This is a genomic window from Niallia sp. FSL R7-0648 (genome assembly GCF_038007005.1).
Taxonomy (GTDB): Bacteria; Bacillota; Bacilli; order Bacillales; family Cytobacillaceae; genus Niallia; species Niallia circulans.
On the sequence record NZ_JBBOWE010000001.1, the window covers coordinates 2604643 to 2622882 of the forward strand.

An 18240-nucleotide genomic window follows, 5' to 3' on the forward strand; every position below is an offset into this window, starting at 1 on the left:
TCCAAGCTTCAAAAATGTTTAGGAGGAATATCTTTTTCAATATATCCTCTCCGAGTTCTATTCATTACTATAAGCTGTTATACTACTTTTACGCAACTTCTCCTGTCCCTATTTAGTATCACATAAATTCATTCTCAACTTTCAGCTATAAAAAAACCTCTTCATTAATATTAAGAAGAGGTTTTTTGGGGGGATGTTTTCAATTCAGCCATTTTTCTATACCTAATATTTATTAAAGTCCACATTTTAATTGTGTGTTGCAATTCGTACAAGTATTACAGCCACCAATTTCTTCGACGACGCCTTGTCTGCATACAGGACAAGTATCGCCTATCTCTGACCCAATCGTTACGTTTGTTGATTGCAATTCATTTATTGTATCAACAAGTACAACATGTGTTTTTTCCTGTTTTTGTAGTAGTATATCTTCGAATGTATTCTCTTCTGCCTTTAATGTAAGCACTTGACTGTCACGTGAACCATCAACATATACCGTACCACCCTTAGCGCCGCCACGGTATAATCTCTCATATACTTTCTGAACTTGCTCTACACTATAACCTTTTGGCGCATTTACCGTTTTACTAATAGAGCTGTCAATCCATCGTTGAATGATGCATTGTACATCAGCATGAGCCTCAGGTTCCAAATCCATTGCAGCAACGAACCAATTGGGAAGATTATCTGGATCTGCCTCTGGATGTGCATCTAAATATTCTTGAACAATATCTGCTTTTACTTCGATAAATTTTCCAAGTCTCCCGCTGCGGAAGTAAGAGAAGGAAAAGTATGGTTCCAGACCAGTTGATACCCCAACCATTGTACCTGTGCTTCCGGTTGGTGCAACAGTTAGTAAATGGGAATTACGGATACCATATTGAAGAATATTGTCTCTAATATCCTTAGGCATTTTTTTCATGTAGCCAGTATGAATAAAAGCATTGCGTAATCCCGCTTCTCCCTCTTCTGTTTCTACTTGTAAGAATGGGAAGCTGCCTTTTTCTTTTGCCAAGTCAATCGATGTTCTGTATGCAGTTGTTGCAATCGTTTCAAATACTTTATCTACTAAAACATTTCCTTCTTCACTGCCATATTCTGTTTCACAGTATATGAGTAAATCATGAAGACCCATTACTCCAAGTCCAACACGACGCTCTCCTAGAGCCTGGTCTTTATTTTCTTCCAAGAAGTAAGGTGTGGCATCAATAACATTATCCTGCAATCTTACGCCTACTTCTACTGTTTTCTTAAGCTTCTCAAAATTAACAGTCTTGTTTTCTTTATCTGCCATTTCTGCAAGATTAACAGCAGCAAGGTTACATACACTATATGGTGCCAGCGGCTGCTCACCACATGGGTTTGTCGCGACAACTTTTTGACCGTAGCTAGTTGCGTTTGTCATTTCATTTGCATTATCAATATAGAAGATACCGGGCTCTGCAGAATAAGTTGCACAGATATTAATTAGGTTCCATAATTCCTTTGCCTTCATTTTACGATAAATACGAACTCTATTTCCCTTTGCCTCCCACTCTCTTACATCACCAACTTTATGCCATTCTTCATTATAATGCTGCATTTGCTCCTTATCGTAACTTTCTACATCTGGGAAACGAAGTGCATATTCTTCATCCTTCTCCACCGCTTCCATAAATTCCTTTGTTAAGCAGACAGAAATATTTGCGCCAGTTAAAAATTCTGTCTGATGAACAGAATATGTCCCTCCGATTGAAAGCTTTTCTTCTGCATCCCTGAAAATTTCCTCGTTAAAACCACCTTGGCCAGGGATATTCTTATAATTTAGAATGCCTCGATACATGGCACGCTCTTTGTCCGTTAATGGCGTAAATTTTAATTTATCTTGTGCATATTTTTTAATGGTTTGGTCTTGTGTATTATCGATCAAGAACCGTAAAATGCGAGGATTTTGCATTTTCGAAATAATGAATTCAATAATATCTGGATGCCAGTCAGCTAGCATAATCATTTGAGCACCACGACGAGATCCACCTTGCTCTACTAAATGGGTTAATTTTGCAATATCATCCAACCAAGAAACAGAACCTGAAGATTTTCCATTAACTCCTTTTGCTAATGTATTCCGCGGTCTTAATGTAGATCCATTTGTTCCTACACCGCCTCCACGACTCATGATTTCCATAACCTGCTTACGATGCTCGGAAATACCTTCTCTTGAATCTGGAACAAAAGGCATTACATAGCAATTGAAATATGTAACATCCGTTCCTGCACCTGCTCCATATAACACACGACCAGCCGGGATGAAGTTCAAATTAACAAGCTCCTGGTAAAACTTTTCGAACCATTCTTTTCTCTTCCGTCTTTTCTACTGACGCTAGACCAGTTGCATTACGCTTAGCGATTTGCTCATAATATATCTCCAATGGTTTTTCAATAACATCTAAAGAACGAATGACAACTCCTGTTTCTGCTTCTTTTCCTTCCAGCACACCACGATAATCTTCTTCTACTAACACTGTTGCTGTGTTTAAGACATGATCAATTTCTTGAATAAATCCAAGTCCTCTTGCTGGAAACTTAGGGTCCTCTTTAATAGTTAAAACCACAAAATCACCAGCAGTTAATGTAATTTTCTCTGTATCTTTATACGTATAACGATCAAGCATTACTAGTCGAGAAACGCCTTTATGTGTTAGCTTCATATCTGGAGTAATTGGATAGACCTCCGGAAATAAAGCAATATCCGTATTCAGTTTCTCAACATTTAATTTAATACCCCGACTTAACATTGTAGACATACGGACAACTCCTTCACTCATATAAAAATGCTATCTAATTGATGAAAAATTTCTTTTATACTTAAATAAGAAACTCCCATCCATAACCATGGTTAATTGAACCATACATCCCTTTCCAAACAGTTGATATCTATCCTTCTCTCCTTTATAGAAGTTTAAGAGTGGGATAAATCTATCAATAGGTGTCTAGTATTGCAATAACCTTAATCTATCACACCAAAACAGCGAAATCAATATATAGTATATAAACAAACATAAAACATCTATATATTGTGTATTGATAGAGTGTTAACCAATTTGTCAAATGATAAAATAAGTAGATTTTAAAGAAAAGGTAAGAGAAATGAAGAAAACTGGTTATTTTAAAGGATTTTCAACTTCTTTTGCACTTGCAGCATACAAAAAAGCATAAGCCATTGGTATAGAGCGCTTAATCGATTGAGATAATAGCTCAAAATATTTTTACATAAACATTTGTCTACAAAAGAAAAACACGAAATTCCATTAATAAAAGAATTTCGTGTTTAAGGATGTTATCGTCTAAAGTTCCATTCATCTTTTTCATATTTTTCTTTGGCGATTTTTTCAACATATCCTAATTCTTCATCTGTTAGTTGATAGTTTTCTAATTGAATATTTAATCCTACTTCAAAACCTTTTTTAAAGGCCTCTTTCGCCATTTCGATGGTAATATTTCTTGTGGTTAACTCATTAATTGCCACCGCTTTACTCTTAAATGCTTTTTGCATTCTCTCTTTGACACGTTCATTTGGATACTTAAATAAACGGAATAATTTATCCTCATCTAAATCAAGTAAAATGGAACCATGCTGCAAAATTACACCTTGCTGTCTTGTCTGTGCACTTCCGGCAACTTTTCTGCCTTCCACAACTAATTCATACCAACTGGGAGCATCAAAGCATACTGCGGATCTTGGGCTTTTTAAATTATTTCGCTGCTCTTCTGTTTTCGGCACTGCAAAATAAGCATCCAAACCTAAAAAATGAAAACCTTTTAAAATACCTTCCGAAATTACACGATATGCTTCTGTAACTGTTTTAGGCATATTAGGATGTTCTTCTGACACAATAACACTGTATGTTAATTCGTGTTCATGCAGTACACCTCTTCCGCCTGTCGGTCTTCTAACAAATCCAAGTCCCAATTCTTTCACTGCATCTAAATCAATTTCTTTCTCTACCTTCTGAAAATATCCAATAGATAAAGTAGCAGGATTCCAGCCATAAAAACGGATAACCGGCGGAAAAACTCCTTTAGAATGCCATTCTAATAAAGCTTCGTCTAATGCCATATTAAAAGAAGGAGAATGATTGCCTGAATCAATAAATCTCCATGTTTCTTTTACCATGATGAACCCTCTTTTTCTATGTATGATGTATTCCTAAATCCTTACTAAGGATATCAAAATATCAGATTATTTAAAAGTAACTTGCATGAGAAAAGTGGTATTCTTTGAAACTTTAGAAGACTCATGTAAGTATTTACTTTACTACTATACCAGTTGATAGATATAATAGAGATAGTGCAAGTAATTGAAAGGAGAAATGAGAATTGACAATGATTTATACTCTTCTCATCATTTTAGTCGCATTCCTTGTATATTCATTAGTGATGTGGCTGTATCAACGCCGAATTGTTAAAACTGTGAGCCAAGATGAATTCCGTCAAGGCTACAGAAAAGCACAATTAATTGATGTACGTGAACCCAACGAATATGAGGCAGGACATGTACTTGGCGCAAGAAATATTCCACTATCACAGCTAAAGATGAGAAAAAGTGAAATCCGTCCTGATAAACCAGTATACCTATACTGTCAAAATGGGATGAGAAGCGGGAGAGCAGCTCAATTTCTATATCGTAAAGGGTACAAAGATTTAACCCAATTAGAAGGCGGATTTAAAAAGTGGACAGGGAAAATTAAAGCAAAAAAATAATAATGCTCTTATAGGAATTATTATATAGAAGAAAGCTGATGCCAATTTACATGGACATCAGCTTTTTTATTACTTAAATATAAATAGCTTCATAGCACTGACGAATTACTTTGTATAGCGCAGAACAGGTTTTCTCGCTGCTAATGTTTCGTCCAAGCGACCGATTACCGTTGTATGTGGAGCCTCCTGAACGATTTCCGGTGTTTCTTCTGCCTCTTTTGCAATTTGAATCATTGCATCGATAAAGCTGTCTAATGTCTCTTTTGACTCGGTCTCAGTCGGCTCGATCATTATACACTCCTCTACATTAAGCGGGAAATAGATAGTAGGTGGATGATAGCCAAAATCCAGCAGCCTTTTGGCTATATCAAGTGTTCTCACACCTAGTTTCTTCTGCCGTCTTCCGCTTAACACAAATTCATGTTTACAATGACGATCAAATGGCAAATCGTAATGTTCAGCCAATCGACGCATCATGTAGTTTGCATTTAATACAGCATTTTCTGTGACCGCTTTTAAGCCATCTGGCCCCATAGAACGGATATACGTGTAAGCACGGACATTAATCCCAAAATTACCATAGAACGGCTTCACTCTGCCAATCGATTGAGGTCTATTGTAATCTAATACAAATTCTTCCCCTACTTTGGTCAATACTGGCTTTGGCAAGAATGGAATCAAATCAGCTTTCACTCCTACCGGTCCTGAACCCGGTCCACCGCCGCCATGCGGTCCTGTAAATGTCTTATGCAAATTTAGATGAACAACATCAAAACCCATATCTCCAGGTCTTGCTTTAGAAAGAACAGCGTTTAGATTGGCGCCATCATAATATAATTTTCCACCGGCATTATGGACTATTTCCGCCATTTCTAGAATATTTTCTTCGAATAGACCTAAAGTATTAGGATTTGTTAACATTAATGCTGCAGTATCCTCTCCTACTACACGTTTTAAATCAACTAGATCAACAAGTCCATGTTCATTTGATTTAACCGTTATTGTTTCTAAGCCAGCAACGGTTGCCGAAGCAGGATTGGTTCCGTGCGCAGAATCGGGAACAATTACCTTTGTACGATGCATATCTCCATTTGCTTCATGGTATGCTCTAATTAACATTAACCCAGTCCACTCGCCATGTGCACCTGCAGCTGGCTGCAAGGTTACTTCATCCATCCCTGTGATTTCAACAAGATGCTGTTGTAAATCGTACATTAACTCAAGAGCCCCTTGTACAGATGACGCTTCTTGGAGCGGATGAATATGGGCAAACCCATTGAATCTTGCCACATTTTCATTTATTTTCGGATTATATTTCATCGTACACGAACCTAGTGGGTAAAAACCAGAATCCAAGCCATGATTTCGTTTGGACAATGCAGTATAATGACGCATAATATCTAATTCAGAGACCTCTGGTAATTCTGGATTTTCTTCTCTGATATAATCATTTGGCAGTAATTGTGTAAGATCTACTGCCGGAATATCCATTTCTGGCAAACTATAGCCAATTCTGCCTGGTGTACTGCTTTCAAAGATAAGAGGTTGATTTTGATTAGACATGATAATCCTCCATTTCTGCAACGAATTCATCTATTTCTTCTTTTGTACGCAATTCGGTTACTGCAATGAGCATATGATTTTCTAATTGTTTGAAGTCTCTTCCTAAATCATAGCCACCAATTATACCTTTTTCTAATAATGCTCGGTTTACTGCCGAAATAGAGGAATTACATTTAATAATAAACTCATTAAAGGAAGGTCCTTCATACACTATTTCAAATCCAACTTCCTTTAATTTGGTTTTAGCATAATGGGCTTTCTGTATATTAGCAATCGCCATTTCTTTCACGCCATGTTTTCCAAGTGCAGTCATAGCAACGGAAGCAGCTAATGCATTAAGTGCTTGGTTCGAGCAAATATTAGAAGTTGCCTTGTCACGGCGAATATGTTGTTCTCGCGCCTGCAGTGTTAACACAAAACCTCTTTGACAATTGTCATCTACAGTTTGCCCTACTAAACGCCCAGGCACTTTACGCATTAATTTTGACGTTACAGCAAAATAACCACAGTGCGGACCTCCAAAGCCCATTGGAATTCCAAAAGGCTGCGCATCCCCCACGACAATATCTGCATTAAATTTTCCTGGGGGAGTCAGCGCCCCTAAAGCTAATGGATTACTAGATACAACAAATAATGATTTATGAGCATGAATAATTGCTTCTAAATCCTTAAGCGGCTCTACTCTCCCAAAAAAGTTCGGATATTGGATCATCACAGCTGCAACTGTATCATCTACCATTTCCTCTAATGCTTCTATATCTGTTATTCCCTCATTATGCGGAATCTCGATAACCTCAATATACTGTCCCTTTGCATAGGTTTTCACTACTTCTTTTGCCTCAGGATGGACAGCACTCGAGAGAAGAATTTTCTTCCGTTTCGTCGTACCTGCACTTAACATTCCTGCTTCTGCTAATGCAGTTGCCCCATCGTACATAGAAGAGTTTGCTACGTCCATTCCAGTCAGTTCACTTATCATTGTCTGAAATTCGAAAATAGCCTGTAATTCCCCTTGAGAAATTTCTGGTTGATATGGAGTATAGGCTGTATAAAATTCAGATCGTGATAAAACATGATCGACAATAACAGGCGAATAGTGATCATAAACTCCTGCACCTAAAAAAGAAACATTCGCTTTTGCATCAGCATTCTTTTGGGCAAGTTTTGTTAATTCTTTCAATAAAGCTGATTCACTTTTTGCCGGTTTAATCGAATAGTTTCCTTGAAAACGCACTTTTTCTGGTATATCTGAAAATAAATCTTCTACTGAACTTACCCCTATTGCCGCTAACATTTCCTTTTGATCCTGTTCCGTCATCGGTAAATAACGATGCTTCATTCGTTTTTCCCCCAGTCATTAGCCCATTTGATTTATTTGTAGAAAAAAAGATTAAAAATTATTTTCGTTTATAAAAAGGAAATTTAGTTACTTTTGCCTTTAAATACTTTCCTCTAATTTCGACTTCTACTTCTGTATCTATTGCTGCATAATCACTTTGAATTAATGCAAGACCAATGTTTTTCTTTAAGGTTGGTGATTGTGTACCCGTAGTTACTTCTCCAATACATAATCCGTTTGCATATACCTTATAGCCATGTCTCGGTATTCCTCTATCTACCATTTCGATACCGGCTAACTTTCTAATCGGTCCTTCTTCTTTTTGCTTCATTAAAGCTTCTTTTCCAATAAAGTCTGCTTCTTTATTTACTTTAACCGCAAATCCAATCCCGGCTTCCAATGGAGAGATATCAGCGGATAATTCTTGCCCATACAAGGCAAGTGCTGCTTCAAAGCGCAAAGTATCCCTTGCCCCTAATCCACACGGAAGTACGCCTAACGGCTCTCCTGCTGTCAATATTTCACTCCATAAGTCAATAGCATCTTCACTTTGACAATAAATTTCAAATCCATCTTCACCTGTGTAGCCAGTACGGGATAAAAGAACTTCTTTACCTGCTACATTCACCTTGTTCTGAAAGTGAAAATATTTTATTGAAGCATAATCAATAGAAGGGTTTATTTTTCTTAGCACTTCTTCTGCCAATGGACCTTGCAGTGCTAATTGAGCAATATCTTGAGATAAATTCGTTAAGAGTACATCCCCACTTGCATGCTTTTGTAACCATTCGAAATCCTTTTCGATATTGGATGCATTTACAACTAATAAATAGTGATGCTCTGCTAGCTTATATGTTAATAAATCATCTACAGTCCCACCATTTTCATAGCACATTGCTGAATATTGAGCAGCACCAATATTGATTTTTCCAATATCATTTGTAAGCATTTTTTGCAGAAATGCTAAACTATCGTTCCCTTTAACTTCGATTTCCCCCATATGGGAAACATCAAATAAGCCTGCTTTTGTACGAACTGCCTCGTGCTCCTGTTTTATGCCAGAAAATTGTACAGGTAAATCCCAGCCTCCGAAATCGATTGTCTTTCCGCCATACTGTTTATACACTTCGTATAACGGTGTTTGCTTTAATAAAGTCAATGAACAGCACTCCATTCCCCTATGTATTAGACATTCTCATTTATTGCATATCATAAAATGGCAGCAAAAAAAGACAGAACCCCCCCTTTTAAAAAAAGTAAGGGCTCTGTCCTTGCACCTGAAAGTTTACCGATAATGTCGGCTGTCCCCTTTGGTGGCTTACACATTTACTTGTAAGCACTCTCCAGAGCTGCGTCCAAATAGAGTTCTTTTGCCTGAGAGATTCACAAATAATATTGCTTGCTCCTTCGGCGCTACAAACGTAGTCTCTCCCCTATTTCTCATCCGCGATTCATAAAATTTTCTCCATTGGTCATACTAAATACTACCAGAAATAATGTTTGTTTATGTAATTAGCAAAATACGATTAATATTTATTTTTTCTCATTTAATGTTCATGTTTTGTCCCAATATAAATAAATTGTGACAAAATTAAAAACTTTTTTACCCTTTTATCCTAACATCCGAATGAAAAGGTGGCAATAAGTTTTTATGTTTACTAGCTTTCTTTTTTTATTTCTCATATACATAACTTTTTAGCTTTACCAGAGGAAACATTAGAAAGGATGAATAAACGATGACACTTCAAATCAATTTTGATGATTCGTGGAATGATCAGCTATTAAAGCGAATTTCAGATGATGGTCCATGGGCCAATTGGGAACTATATAAGCTAGCAGTAGAAGTGGAACAACATAATATCATACCAGAATTCGAAGGTCTCCAAGCCCCTAAATACCTATCAGACCTTTCTCCATTGCCTCACCAGCTGGAGGTTGCGAAAAAAGTAATAGAAGATATGAATGGAAAAGCTATTTTGGCAGATGAAGTTGGTCTTGGTAAAACGATTGAAGCAGGATTGATACTAAAAGAATACATGATTCGTGGTTTAGTAAAAAAGGTGCTGATTTTAGTTCCTGCCTCTCTTGTCACACAATGGGCTTATGAGTTAAATAGTAAATTTTATATTCCCGCAATGGTTCAGCGCAAAAGTTATGTCTGGGAGCAATGCGACATTGTCGTGTCTTCTATTGATACAGCAAAAAGACAGCCGCATCGTGATATTATAAACAATCTGGACTATGATTTGGTGATTATTGACGAGGCGCATAAACTCAAAAATAATAAAACAAAAAACTATGAGTTTGTCCAAAATTTAAAAAAGAAATTTTGTTTGCTATTAACAGCTACTCCTATCCAAAATAGAATTAGCGAAATTTTTAATTTAGTATCTTTATTAAAGCCAGGTCATCTAGGAAGCGAATCATCTTTCTATGAAAAATATAAAAAAGATGCTCGCTCCATTGATGATGATGAAAATCTAAAAGCATTGGTCAATAAAGTCATGATCAGAAACAGACGCCATGATACAGGGATTGAATGGACCAAACGAATTGTTGAAGCCGTTCCTATTGAATTTACAAAAGAAGAAAGAGCATTGTATAAAGGACTGGCAGATTTAAAAACTGAAACCAATCTTTCTAGCAACATCGAAAATCCCCGCAGTCCTTTTTCGATGATTACATTACAAAGAGAGGCGTGTTCCAGCAGAGAAGCAGTGTATTATACACTGCAAAACATGGTGAAGAAAGTGGAAAATCCAACACCACAATTCCAACAAAGAATACAAGAACTGGTAAAAAAAGTAGAAGCGGTTCAGCAAAATTCAAAAGCAAACAAGGCACTAGAGCTTATTAAGAAAATTAATGATAAAGTAATCATCTTTACCGAATATAGGGCTACACAACTTTATTTACAATGGTTTTTGAAGCAGCACGGTATTACATCTGTTCCATTTCGCGGTGGATTTAAACGCGGCAAAAAGGATTGGATGCGAGATCTCTTCCAGAATCATGCACAAGTATTAATTGCCACAGAGGCCGGCGGCGAAGGAATCAACCTCCAATTTTGTCATCATATTATAAACTTTGATTTACCATGGAATCCAATGAGATTGGAGCAAAGAATTGGCCGGATTCATCGGCTTGGTCAAAAAGAAGATGTGAAGATTTATAATTTTGCCGTAAAAGACACAGTGGAAGATCATATTTTAAAATTACTTTATGAAAAAATCCATCTTTTTGAAAAAGTTATTGGCGAGCTAGATGATATTTTGACGAAATTGGATTTTGGCAATATGGATGATTATATGATTGATATTTTCTCCCACTCTAAATCAGAAGGAGAAATGAAAATAAAAATGGATAATTTAACAAGCATGATTGAATTCGCACAAAGTATGAAGGAGGATGAGCCATATGAAGCAGCAGGAAATTCATCAATTTCTTGAACGATTTTTTGTCGCAAATGATTGTGAGATAGTGGAGAATAAACCTGGTTATCTAACTGTCCAATTAACAATTGAAATGGACAAGGAGTTAATGAATCGACCTTTTTATTGGCATTATCTTGAAAAGACTGGCGGCGTTCCGAATCCTGCCAGTCTAACCCTCATTACTGATCCAAAGCTGGCACCAGAGGATTTGAAGGGCGAACTGATCCACTTTGGGTCTCCCCGTCTTCATCAACTTTTTGCTTCTGCAAAAAATTTATCAAAGTATATTCGTTTATATGAAAATAAGATAGCATATGGAAAGCAGCAAACCCCTTTACAACCATGGCTTGCTCTTAATGTGAAAATTTCCTATCAATGTGACAGAAAACGAGACGTATTTCAATCGATTGGACTGCAGCTCATCAATGGCCAAATAGCAACAGATTTCCAGGCAAAAGTGGAGAAAATGAACCTTTCTGCCAAAATTCCTGATTATGCATTTACGCTCTCTCCCTTAATCATGCCGAAAAGTGGGATAACAAGAATTGAGAATATGATAAAACAATCTTTATTAGCAGAAGAGCATTCATGGGCAGAAGAAGCGAAGCAAAGGTGGAAAAAGGATTTAGAATTGCTAGAGCATTTTTATGAGGATATGGAAGAAGAACAAGAAACTTTGGAAACGGAAAGGTTAGCCCTGCAGGAACAATATGAGCCAAAGATTAATATTTCGATTATTAATGGCGGGCTCTTCTATTTGGCTTCAGAAGCTGTTTCGTAAAGATCAGCTTTATTAAAAAGGAGTAAATTGCTGTCATAAGCAGCATCTACTCCTTTCCAAACCTATCTCTTTACATTTCTACGCTTGAAACTGAATAAAATTAAATAAGGTAAAATCCCAAACCACCTTAGCATGAAAGGTTCTTTCAGTCCTTTTCTTTCCGCTCTTAATTTTTTTCTTTCTTCTTTGGGCTGATCCATGTACTGGACAAATGTTTGGGTTAAATACTTCACATAATCATTGGTATTCATCTAATCACCTACTCTAGCATTTGTACTAGGATAGCCCTATCGTTTGTTTTTTATTCATTCAACCCATTTCGTCATTTTATTCTGCTCTATATCAAAGTAACTTATCGCATAAATCGGCTTTATCCCATCTTGCATCTTTAATTGATAATCGATTTTAAAAGTAGTACGCGAATTTTTTTCAATTGTATAAAAGACATTACCATGTAAAAAATTCTTTGTACCTGAAAGGTCAGGATTCTCTTTTGTTGAAAGGTCTAGCTCGATTTCTTTTAAGGAAGACAAAAAATAATATTCTTGAATATTGCTATTTTTGACTCCTGAATCTATCCCCTTCTTATTTACATAAATTCCATATAGTATAAATAAAAAATGGATAAAAAGGATATATACACATAAAGATAATGGGTAAATAAATCCTTTATTGTTCTTAATCAATTCCCATCACTCCAAAAAGGTAAGATAAGATCTTATACTAGTCTCTTTTGCCATACCAAATCGGTCTACTACCTTAACCCGAAATCCGTTCTTCTGCATAATAAATTCTACCTTGTTAATGGCTTGTAATGCTACCTCATGCCCTGTTGAATCTACTCGCCTTCTAACACTGCTTCCATATTTTTCATAAGTAACAACCCTGCCATCCACATAGAGTACCAATTTATTGTTTGAAACAGAAATTCCTTGTGACATTTTTGTTTCTTTTTTTAATTCAAGAATGAACACTTCCCACTCCATTTCTTGTAATTCTTTTTCCGAAAACTGCTTGTCAAGCATAAGTCGCAAAGGAGTTAACAGGAGAGTAAGAATAATCGTGAAAATAAAAAAGGAAAGAAGCATTTCTGCCAACACATAGCCCTTATTATTATTATGAAGTATTAATTTGTTCATTCTTTCCACACTTCACAGATTTTTTTGTTTTTCTGAAATACATCCTTATATTGCAAACAGACAATACTATCTTTTTCCCAGACAATCGAGTAGCTTGTTCCTTCTTTTTCAATCGTCGTATTCCCTCTCTCCACTTCCTCTAATTTAAGCTCTATTAAATGGTTATAAAACAATTCATTTACTAGCCTGCTATCCGCGGAATCTTCTAGCTGTTTTAACACATGGATATAAACCGGCATCCATGTTAGCGCTATTAAGAGCCATATCGTAAAGGACAATAGATAATCCGGCAGCATAAAGCCTTTACAATTTAGTCGCATAAAATCGTCCTTTCCCTATTAAAACGGTTAATTTATAGGGTTGTTTACCAATTCTAAATTCATATGTGCCAAATTTCGAAAAATTACCATTCGAATTAATGTTAAAAGAAAGTGTCGCGTTAGTAGAAAATATAACATCATCTGCATAATAACGTTCCACAATATTCCCAGTATCAGCATCAGCACGCATGTAGTAATAATGTAAAGTTGGATATATCCTCACTTGAATGGGGATTTGATTTTCTAGCGCAAACGCTTGGGCATAATAAAGATCACCTTCCAATTGCGCTAAGAAGTGAGTTTCTTTAAGAGAAGTTTGTTGGGAAGTAACAAGGAATATGGATAGAGAGGAAAGAACAACTAGTAAAGACATGGCAACAAGCATTTCCATTAACGTAAAGCCTCTTTGATTATTTATCATGGATTTTCTGAACCTGATGTTGTAATTACTCCATTTTTAATATTTAACTCCTTGCCATTGGGACATTTTTTTTGGTCTGCTGTTATATAATTTTCCTCTTCTAGTTTAGCAAGATTCTCTGGATATGTTTTATGCTCTATATAGTAAGATTGAACCTCTGCTTGTACCATCTTTGTTAATGCTTCACACCCAGTATTATTGATTTTGGAATTATGCTTGGTTATATTGGGAATGGTGATAATCAATAATATGGAAATAACCACCAAAACAATCATCATTTCAATTAGGGTAAATCCTTGCTCATTCTTCATTTTTTTTCTCCTTTCAAAAGCCCTCCAGTAATTGAAACATTGGCATTAACACAGATAAATAAATAGAAATTATTAGAATTCCAACAGCTGTATACAATGTAGGTTGAAGAACTTTTAATGTTTTTTGTAAATTTTCTTCTATTTGTGTTAAGCAATAGTTACCGAAATAATAGAATTCCTGATCAAGCTTTCCATTTTCCTGGCCGTGCTGAATAATTTGTAATAGCTCTTTATCCAAAAAATCAAAGGAAGCAAAAGCTTGTTCAAGTCGCACTCCTTTTTTTAACTGTGAAATAGTGATTTCGCCTATTTTGGAATATAGTTTTTGCTCCTTATTTTCAAGAAAAAATTGCATACACTCATAAATCGAAAAACCACTTGATAATAAATAACTTAACTGTACGGATAGTAGATAGGAAAAATAACGTCTAACAAATATCCCAATCATCGGAATACTCGCTAGTACATTTATTTGGTTAATAACATCTAATTTTCGAAAAGAAAAATAATAGTAGAGAAGCGCGGAAATAAAACATAAGGATAAGAAAACAAGAAGAAATGGAATAATGTGACCAATAAATTGGAGAAACAGGAGAAAGAAATTCTTGTTAATATTCATCGTTAAAAAGATAGAATTAAACTTCGGGATGAGGATACTTTGAACAAAGAAAAATAAAACGAAGGTAAAACACAAAAGAAAAAGAGGATAGGTAAGGATTTTTTTTAATTTTCTTATTGTATCTTGCTTATTCTGAATCATTCTACTTGCATCTTGAAAAGCACTAGCAAATCCGCCATGCTTTTCAGCAAAGTAAACAAAACTTATCACTTGATAATCAAAATTGAATCGTACTAGATTCTCAAAAAACGACTCTCCTCCTTTTAAAGAACCGTAACACGCATTAATATCTTCCAATCGACGATCAGGCATATAGTAACGAGAAGACTGGACTGCCTCTGCCATCGAATAACCTCTATCCAGCAGCTCACCAATACACTTTAAAAATTTCGCTTGTTCTATATTAGACCATGCATGATTATTCTTCATCATAAATCCACCGTTCATATTCTCCTTTCTTTATATAACCTAGCGCTATCCCTTTGGAAATAATATCTCCTAGTGATTTATAGTTCGCTCTCTGATATTCTCTTCGGTTATAGAGAATATCAGAAATCATCCTGCCTGTTATCATTTCAAACACGGTTGATCGTTTTAAGCGGTTATCTAAACGGTAACAGTTAGGAGAACAATCTTGATCACAAAATGGACACACCATTTCAACTAGTCTTTGAGCAGTAATAGCAATTAAGGTTTGTTCAATTTCAGTCTCCTTAATACCAAATTCTAGCAGTCGATGAATCGCACCTTTCGCATCCCTCGTATGCATTGTGCTCAATACTAAATGACCTGTTAAACTCGCCCTTATTGCAATATGAGCGGTTTCTTTATCGCGGATTTCTCCAACCATAATAATATCTGGATCATGGCGAAGAATTGCTTTTAAGCCAGTGGAATACGTAATACCTGCTTTCTCATTGACTTGAACTTGCAAAACGTTTTCCTGCGTTTTTTCAATGGGATCTTCTAAACTAATTACATTTCGCTGATAAAGATGAGCATTTTCATTTAGGAGAGAGTAGAGTGTTGTTGTTTTCCCTGATCCAGTTGGTAGCGTTACGTAAATATAACTAATTATTTACACATCATCCCTATTCTTCTTCAATCAATTATATAGCACCACCAATTTGTTTTAACACATTAAGAATTAAAGGAGATATCTGAATCAATACATAACCTAAGCCTGCGTTTTGAATTGTACTCCAAGCCTTCTCACTGTTCCCTAACATAAAGAAGAAGCAGCCACCTACAATAATTACACTTGCAACTGGAAATGATAAAGCAACTAACACATCAACTAATGGATCCAATGCATGGGCCAATGTAGACAATGCCTGTTCTCCCATCCATTCTTTAGCACCAACTGGAATAGCTTCAGGAGTAGCAGCAAAGGCCGGTTTAGCTAACAACAATGGAATAGTAATAGATGTACCTACTCTTCTTATAACCTTGCCTATATTTGATTTTTTCTTTTCTTTATAACTACCTGTCATAAAATCATTGAATGCTATTGTTTGCATATAGATCACTCCTTATTTGATTTCATCAATCATATAGACAGCACAAGGCAATTCCTTACACAATTCTTTTAATTGTTTTTTGCGTAACTGAGTCGTAGTAAGCCATATTAAAGGTGGAAAATAGCCGAAGTGTTTTGCTAGATGTCCAGCTGTGTACAAAGCTTTATAGTTATTTGCTTTCACTCTGTTCTCTTTCATTTTTTGCAACGAATCCACTTCTAAGAAATGATATTTTCCTCCTGCTTTAAACCAGGTATCAGTTATTAAAGTTGTGATACCATCACTTATTTTCACTTCATTAGTCCATTCAGTTGGTTTTTTAGCAAATATATAAAAGTAATTTCTAAGGATAGTGTGATTAACAAAAGGGTTCTTTCTACGTACCTTGTTAGAGTTCACATATGCCCTTCCTTCGCTGTTTAAATAATAAATGGTGGAATACTCTTCCCGGAATGATTCTAAGTATGGGGATAGTTCTTTTAGGATTCTGTTAGTGTTTCGTACCTTCCCTAGATTGTGGATGGCCTGTAATTGATCTCGATTAAGAAAGTCCAGTTTTTTCAATGATAATAGAATTTGTTCCTGCCTTTTGGTTAATTGTTTCAACTGGTTTCACCTCTCTTATATGAGGGTCGATTGTGGATTGAATCTCATCTGGAGTAATTAGTGGTGTTTGAACGATGACTCTTTTATCTGCTGTTTGATAAATTGCACGACCTTTTATTTGCGGTAATTGTTCTGCTCCTGTTTCGTCTAACACAACTCTTGAAGCTGTGGAAGACTGTACACGAAAGCATAGCTTTGCATCACTGTTCTGTTTACACTGTCTTGGAATAACGTCACCTGTTGGATATTGTGTTGCTAATACTAACCTAAAACCAAGTCCAGCTCCTAACCTTGATATTTGACTCATATACTTTTGACATTGTTTTTTTAATTCTCTTTCTTCACGATCCACTGCTTCTTCTGGATTCAATTCCCCAACTTCATCAATGAAGATAAAATGCCTCTCTTTTATTCCTGCTTGCTGCACATTCTTCTTTCCTGTTTTCTTAACTGTTTGTTGCAGTTGTCTCATTAAGTTAAAAGCATTCTCTAAAACAACTAGTGCTTCTTCTGGCTCATAAGCGATTGATACTGTCTGTTTAATTTTTTCATAGTCACACAGTTCCACCCCTCCCTTTAAATCGATTAAATGAAGCTTTATGTTGTTTGGCTGCTGCTTAATGAGTGAAGTAATTATTCCGTTAATAAGATTAGATTTACCGTACCTAGTAGCTCCACCTAATACAAAGTGTGGAATCTTTTCAAAATCATGAAGGATATATTTATTCTTTTCTCTCATAATTCCTATTGGTACTTCCCATGCTTTGCCTTCGAACATATCCACTAATTTTGGCATTGGCTCATTGTATACTCTGACTACTAACATTCCATCGTAAGAGAGCTCTATTTCCTTCTGTTCAGTTAGTTTTCTTTGATATAAGCTTCTTATATTAAAAAGTATTTTCGAGTCTAATTTGAGCGCTTTTAGGTCTCTTAATTGAAGCTTTACTGAACGTGTATTTAATCCTGCTTCAATTGATTTTTGCTTAGATAAATAATCCTCAAAGCTTCTTCCTAACGGTATCCGATAGCGATATTCAGTTCCCCAATCATAATTACGTTTCTTTACTAATTGAGTGGTTAAAGTCTGCTTTCCATCCTTCACATTTAATCCGGTTAAAGAAAAAATCTTGTTAAGTTTCTTAGAATCATTGCTCAAACCATTTTTCGAAAGATGAGCCTGAAAGGCAAGCCCTCCCATAATTGCTGTTGTGAGTACTTCGAAAATCAAGTTAGTTTCCTCCTTCCTGCGCCACCTCTTTATAGATTCTTTAGAATCTATCCCATCGATCTAGCATGTAAAATAATAGTTTTGACGGTCGATATAATAGTATCTGGCATATTCCCGAACGAGCTACTAGGGTGGTAATTCATTTGGTATAGTAAATGGTATGGGATTTGGAATGAAAATATGCTAATTAAATTTCCGAAAACAACCAATTAAATTTCT

17 protein-coding genes, 2 pseudogenes and 2 riboswitches are annotated in these 18240 nt (G+C 35.8%); of the genes and pseudogenes, 3 read left to right on the forward strand and 16 right to left on the reverse strand.

The window, feature by feature from the left end; all coding sequences use genetic code 11:
- Positions 1-232 precede the first annotated feature (232 nt).
- Together NSQ89_RS12705 and NSQ89_RS12710 are read right to left on the reverse strand one after the other, a co-directional pair.
- Positions 233-2780: pseudogene (locus tag NSQ89_RS12705) on the reverse strand (vitamin B12-dependent ribonucleotide reductase).
- A gap of 533 nt (positions 2781-3313) precedes the next feature.
- Positions 3314-4150 carry a lipoate--protein ligase family protein gene (locus tag NSQ89_RS12710; protein ID WP_061798495.1) on the reverse strand — a complete coding sequence of 279 codons (837 nt, stop codon included), beginning with the start codon at positions 4148-4150 and terminating at the stop codon, positions 3314-3316.
- Positions 4151-4359: 209 nt separating this feature from the next.
- Between NSQ89_RS12710 and NSQ89_RS12715 the strand changes: the two genes are divergently transcribed.
- Entirely contained in the window at positions 4360-4737 is a 378-nt protein-coding gene (locus NSQ89_RS12715; protein WP_047941360.1) for a rhodanese-like domain-containing protein, read from the forward strand.
- Between the two features lie 105 nt (positions 4738-4842).
- Here NSQ89_RS12715 and gcvPB read toward each other — a convergent pair whose 3' ends face one another.
- The 3 genes from gcvPB to gcvT are packed head-to-tail and all read right to left on the reverse strand — an operon-like array spanning position 4843 to position 8798.
- Complete coding sequence (gene gcvPB / locus NSQ89_RS12720; RefSeq protein ID WP_095322381.1) at positions 4843-6300, reverse strand: aminomethyl-transferring glycine dehydrogenase subunit GcvPB; 1458 nt, start codon at positions 6298-6300, stop codon at positions 4843-4845.
- Positions 6293-7639, reverse strand: coding sequence for an aminomethyl-transferring glycine dehydrogenase subunit GcvPA (gene gcvPA / locus NSQ89_RS12725; protein WP_341132701.1), 1347 nt, complete (start codon positions 7637-7639; stop codon positions 6293-6295). The genes gcvPB and gcvPA overlap by 8 nt, the downstream gene beginning before the upstream one ends.
- Positions 7640-7697: 58 nt before the next feature.
- Entirely contained in the window at positions 7698-8798 is a 1101-nt protein-coding gene (gene gcvT / locus NSQ89_RS12730) for a glycine cleavage system aminomethyltransferase GcvT (protein WP_341132702.1), read from the reverse strand.
- A 103-nt stretch (positions 8799-8901) separates the two neighbouring features.
- Positions 8902-8989, reverse strand: a riboswitch (glycine riboswitch).
- A gap of 2 nt (positions 8990-8991) precedes the next feature.
- Positions 8992-9083, reverse strand: a riboswitch (glycine riboswitch).
- 292 nt (positions 9084-9375) lie between these two features.
- On the opposite strand from gcvT, the gene NSQ89_RS12735 reads away from it, so the two are divergent.
- Together NSQ89_RS12735 and NSQ89_RS12740 are read left to right on the forward strand one after the other, a co-directional pair.
- Positions 9376-11088: a DEAD/DEAH box helicase gene (locus tag NSQ89_RS12735; protein WP_341132703.1), complete on the forward strand. Its 1713-nt coding sequence runs from the start codon at positions 9376-9378 to the stop codon at positions 11086-11088.
- A complete protein-coding gene (locus tag NSQ89_RS12740) occupies positions 11057-11854 on the forward strand; it encodes a YqhG family protein (protein ID WP_144545194.1) in 798 nt (265 codons plus the stop codon). The genes NSQ89_RS12735 and NSQ89_RS12740 overlap by 32 nt, the downstream gene beginning before the upstream one ends.
- A 62-nt stretch (positions 11855-11916) precedes the next feature.
- Here NSQ89_RS12740 and NSQ89_RS12745 read toward each other — a convergent pair whose 3' ends face one another.
- The 11 genes and pseudogenes from NSQ89_RS12745 to NSQ89_RS12795 form a co-directional block, all read right to left on the reverse strand.
- Complete coding sequence (locus NSQ89_RS12745) at positions 11917-12105, reverse strand: YqzE family protein (protein ID WP_047941175.1); 189 nt, start codon at positions 12103-12105, stop codon at positions 11917-11919.
- A 54-nt stretch (positions 12106-12159) separates the two neighbouring features.
- Positions 12160-12540: a competence type IV pilus minor pilin ComGG gene (comGG, locus tag NSQ89_RS12750; RefSeq protein ID WP_047941176.1), complete on the reverse strand. Its 381-nt coding sequence runs from the start codon at positions 12538-12540 to the stop codon at positions 12160-12162.
- 6 nt (positions 12541-12546) lie between these two features.
- A complete protein-coding gene (gene comGF, locus NSQ89_RS12755) occupies positions 12547-12993 on the reverse strand; it encodes a competence type IV pilus minor pilin ComGF (RefSeq protein ID WP_235844479.1) in 447 nt (148 codons plus the stop codon).
- A complete protein-coding gene (locus tag NSQ89_RS12760) occupies positions 12990-13313 on the reverse strand; it encodes a hypothetical protein (protein WP_047941177.1) in 324 nt (107 codons plus the stop codon). The genes comGF and NSQ89_RS12760 overlap by 4 nt, the downstream gene beginning before the upstream one ends.
- On the reverse strand, positions 13297-13734 hold the full coding sequence (comGD, locus tag NSQ89_RS12765) for a competence type IV pilus minor pilin ComGD (protein WP_082138260.1): 438 nt from the start codon (positions 13732-13734) through the stop codon (positions 13297-13299). The genes NSQ89_RS12760 and comGD overlap by 17 nt, the downstream gene beginning before the upstream one ends.
- Positions 13731-14045, reverse strand: a complete 315-nt coding sequence (gene comGC / locus NSQ89_RS12770; RefSeq protein ID WP_341132704.1) for a competence type IV pilus major pilin ComGC — start codon at positions 14043-14045, stop codon at positions 13731-13733. The genes comGD and comGC overlap by 4 nt, the downstream gene beginning before the upstream one ends.
- Before the next feature lie 13 nt (positions 14046-14058).
- Positions 14059-15096: a competence type IV pilus assembly protein ComGB gene (comGB, locus tag NSQ89_RS12775; RefSeq protein ID WP_172885239.1), complete on the reverse strand. Its 1038-nt coding sequence runs from the start codon at positions 15094-15096 to the stop codon at positions 14059-14061.
- Positions 15083-15730: pseudogene (locus NSQ89_RS12780) on the reverse strand (ATPase, T2SS/T4P/T4SS family); the annotation flags it as partial. The gene comGB and the pseudogene NSQ89_RS12780, both read right to left, overlap by 14 nt.
- Positions 15731-15773: 43 nt before the next feature.
- The gene (locus NSQ89_RS12785; protein ID WP_341132705.1) at positions 15774-16184 is read right to left on the reverse strand and encodes a hypothetical protein; all 411 of its coding nucleotides are present in this window, start codon (positions 16182-16184) and stop codon (positions 15774-15776) included.
- A gap of 12 nt (positions 16185-16196) precedes the next feature.
- Positions 16197-16790, reverse strand: coding sequence for a replication-relaxation family protein (locus tag NSQ89_RS12790; RefSeq protein ID WP_341132706.1), 594 nt, complete (start codon positions 16788-16790; stop codon positions 16197-16199).
- Positions 16726-18021, reverse strand: a complete 1296-nt coding sequence (locus NSQ89_RS12795; RefSeq protein WP_341132707.1) for an FtsK/SpoIIIE domain-containing protein — start codon at positions 18019-18021, stop codon at positions 16726-16728. Before NSQ89_RS12795 ends, NSQ89_RS12790 begins: the two co-directional genes overlap by 65 nt.
- Positions 18022-18240 lie beyond the last annotated feature (219 nt).

Coding starts and splice junctions, on each gene's coding strand:
- comGD (WP_082138260.1), bottom strand. CDS start 13,734: ATGATAAATAATCAAAGAGGCTTTACGTTAATGGAAATGCTTGTTGCC.
- NSQ89_RS12760 (WP_047941177.1), bottom strand. CDS start 13,313: ATGCGACTAAATTGTAAAGGCTTTATGCTGCCGGATTATCTATTGTCC.
- comGB (WP_172885239.1), bottom strand. CDS start 15,096: ATGATGAAGAATAATCATGCATGGTCTAATATAGAACAAGCGAAATTT.
- NSQ89_RS12745 (WP_047941175.1), bottom strand. CDS start 12,105: ATGAATACCAATGATTATGTGAAGTATTTAACCCAAACATTTGTCCAG.
- NSQ89_RS12715 (WP_047941360.1), top strand. CDS start 4,360: ATGATTTATACTCTTCTCATCATTTTAGTCGCATTCCTTGTATATTCA.
- gcvPA (WP_341132701.1), bottom strand. CDS start 7,639: ATGAAGCATCGTTATTTACCGATGACGGAACAGGATCAAAAGGAAATG.
- comGC (WP_341132704.1), bottom strand. CDS start 14,045: ATGAAGAATGAGCAAGGATTTACCCTAATTGAAATGATGATTGTTTTG.
- NSQ89_RS12735 (WP_341132703.1), top strand. CDS start 9,376: ATGACACTTCAAATCAATTTTGATGATTCGTGGAATGATCAGCTATTA.
- comGF (WP_235844479.1), bottom strand. CDS start 12,993: ATGAACAAATTAATACTTCATAATAATAATAAGGGCTATGTGTTGGCA.
- gcvPB (WP_095322381.1), bottom strand. CDS start 6,300: ATGTCTAATCAAAATCAACCTCTTATCTTTGAAAGCAGTACACCAGGC.
- NSQ89_RS12740 (WP_144545194.1), top strand. CDS start 11,057: ATGAAGCAGCAGGAAATTCATCAATTTCTTGAACGATTTTTTGTCGCA.
- NSQ89_RS12785 (WP_341132705.1), bottom strand. CDS start 16,184: ATGCAAACAATAGCATTCAATGATTTTATGACAGGTAGTTATAAAGAA.
- NSQ89_RS12710 (WP_061798495.1), bottom strand. CDS start 4,150: ATGGTAAAAGAAACATGGAGATTTATTGATTCAGGCAATCATTCTCCT.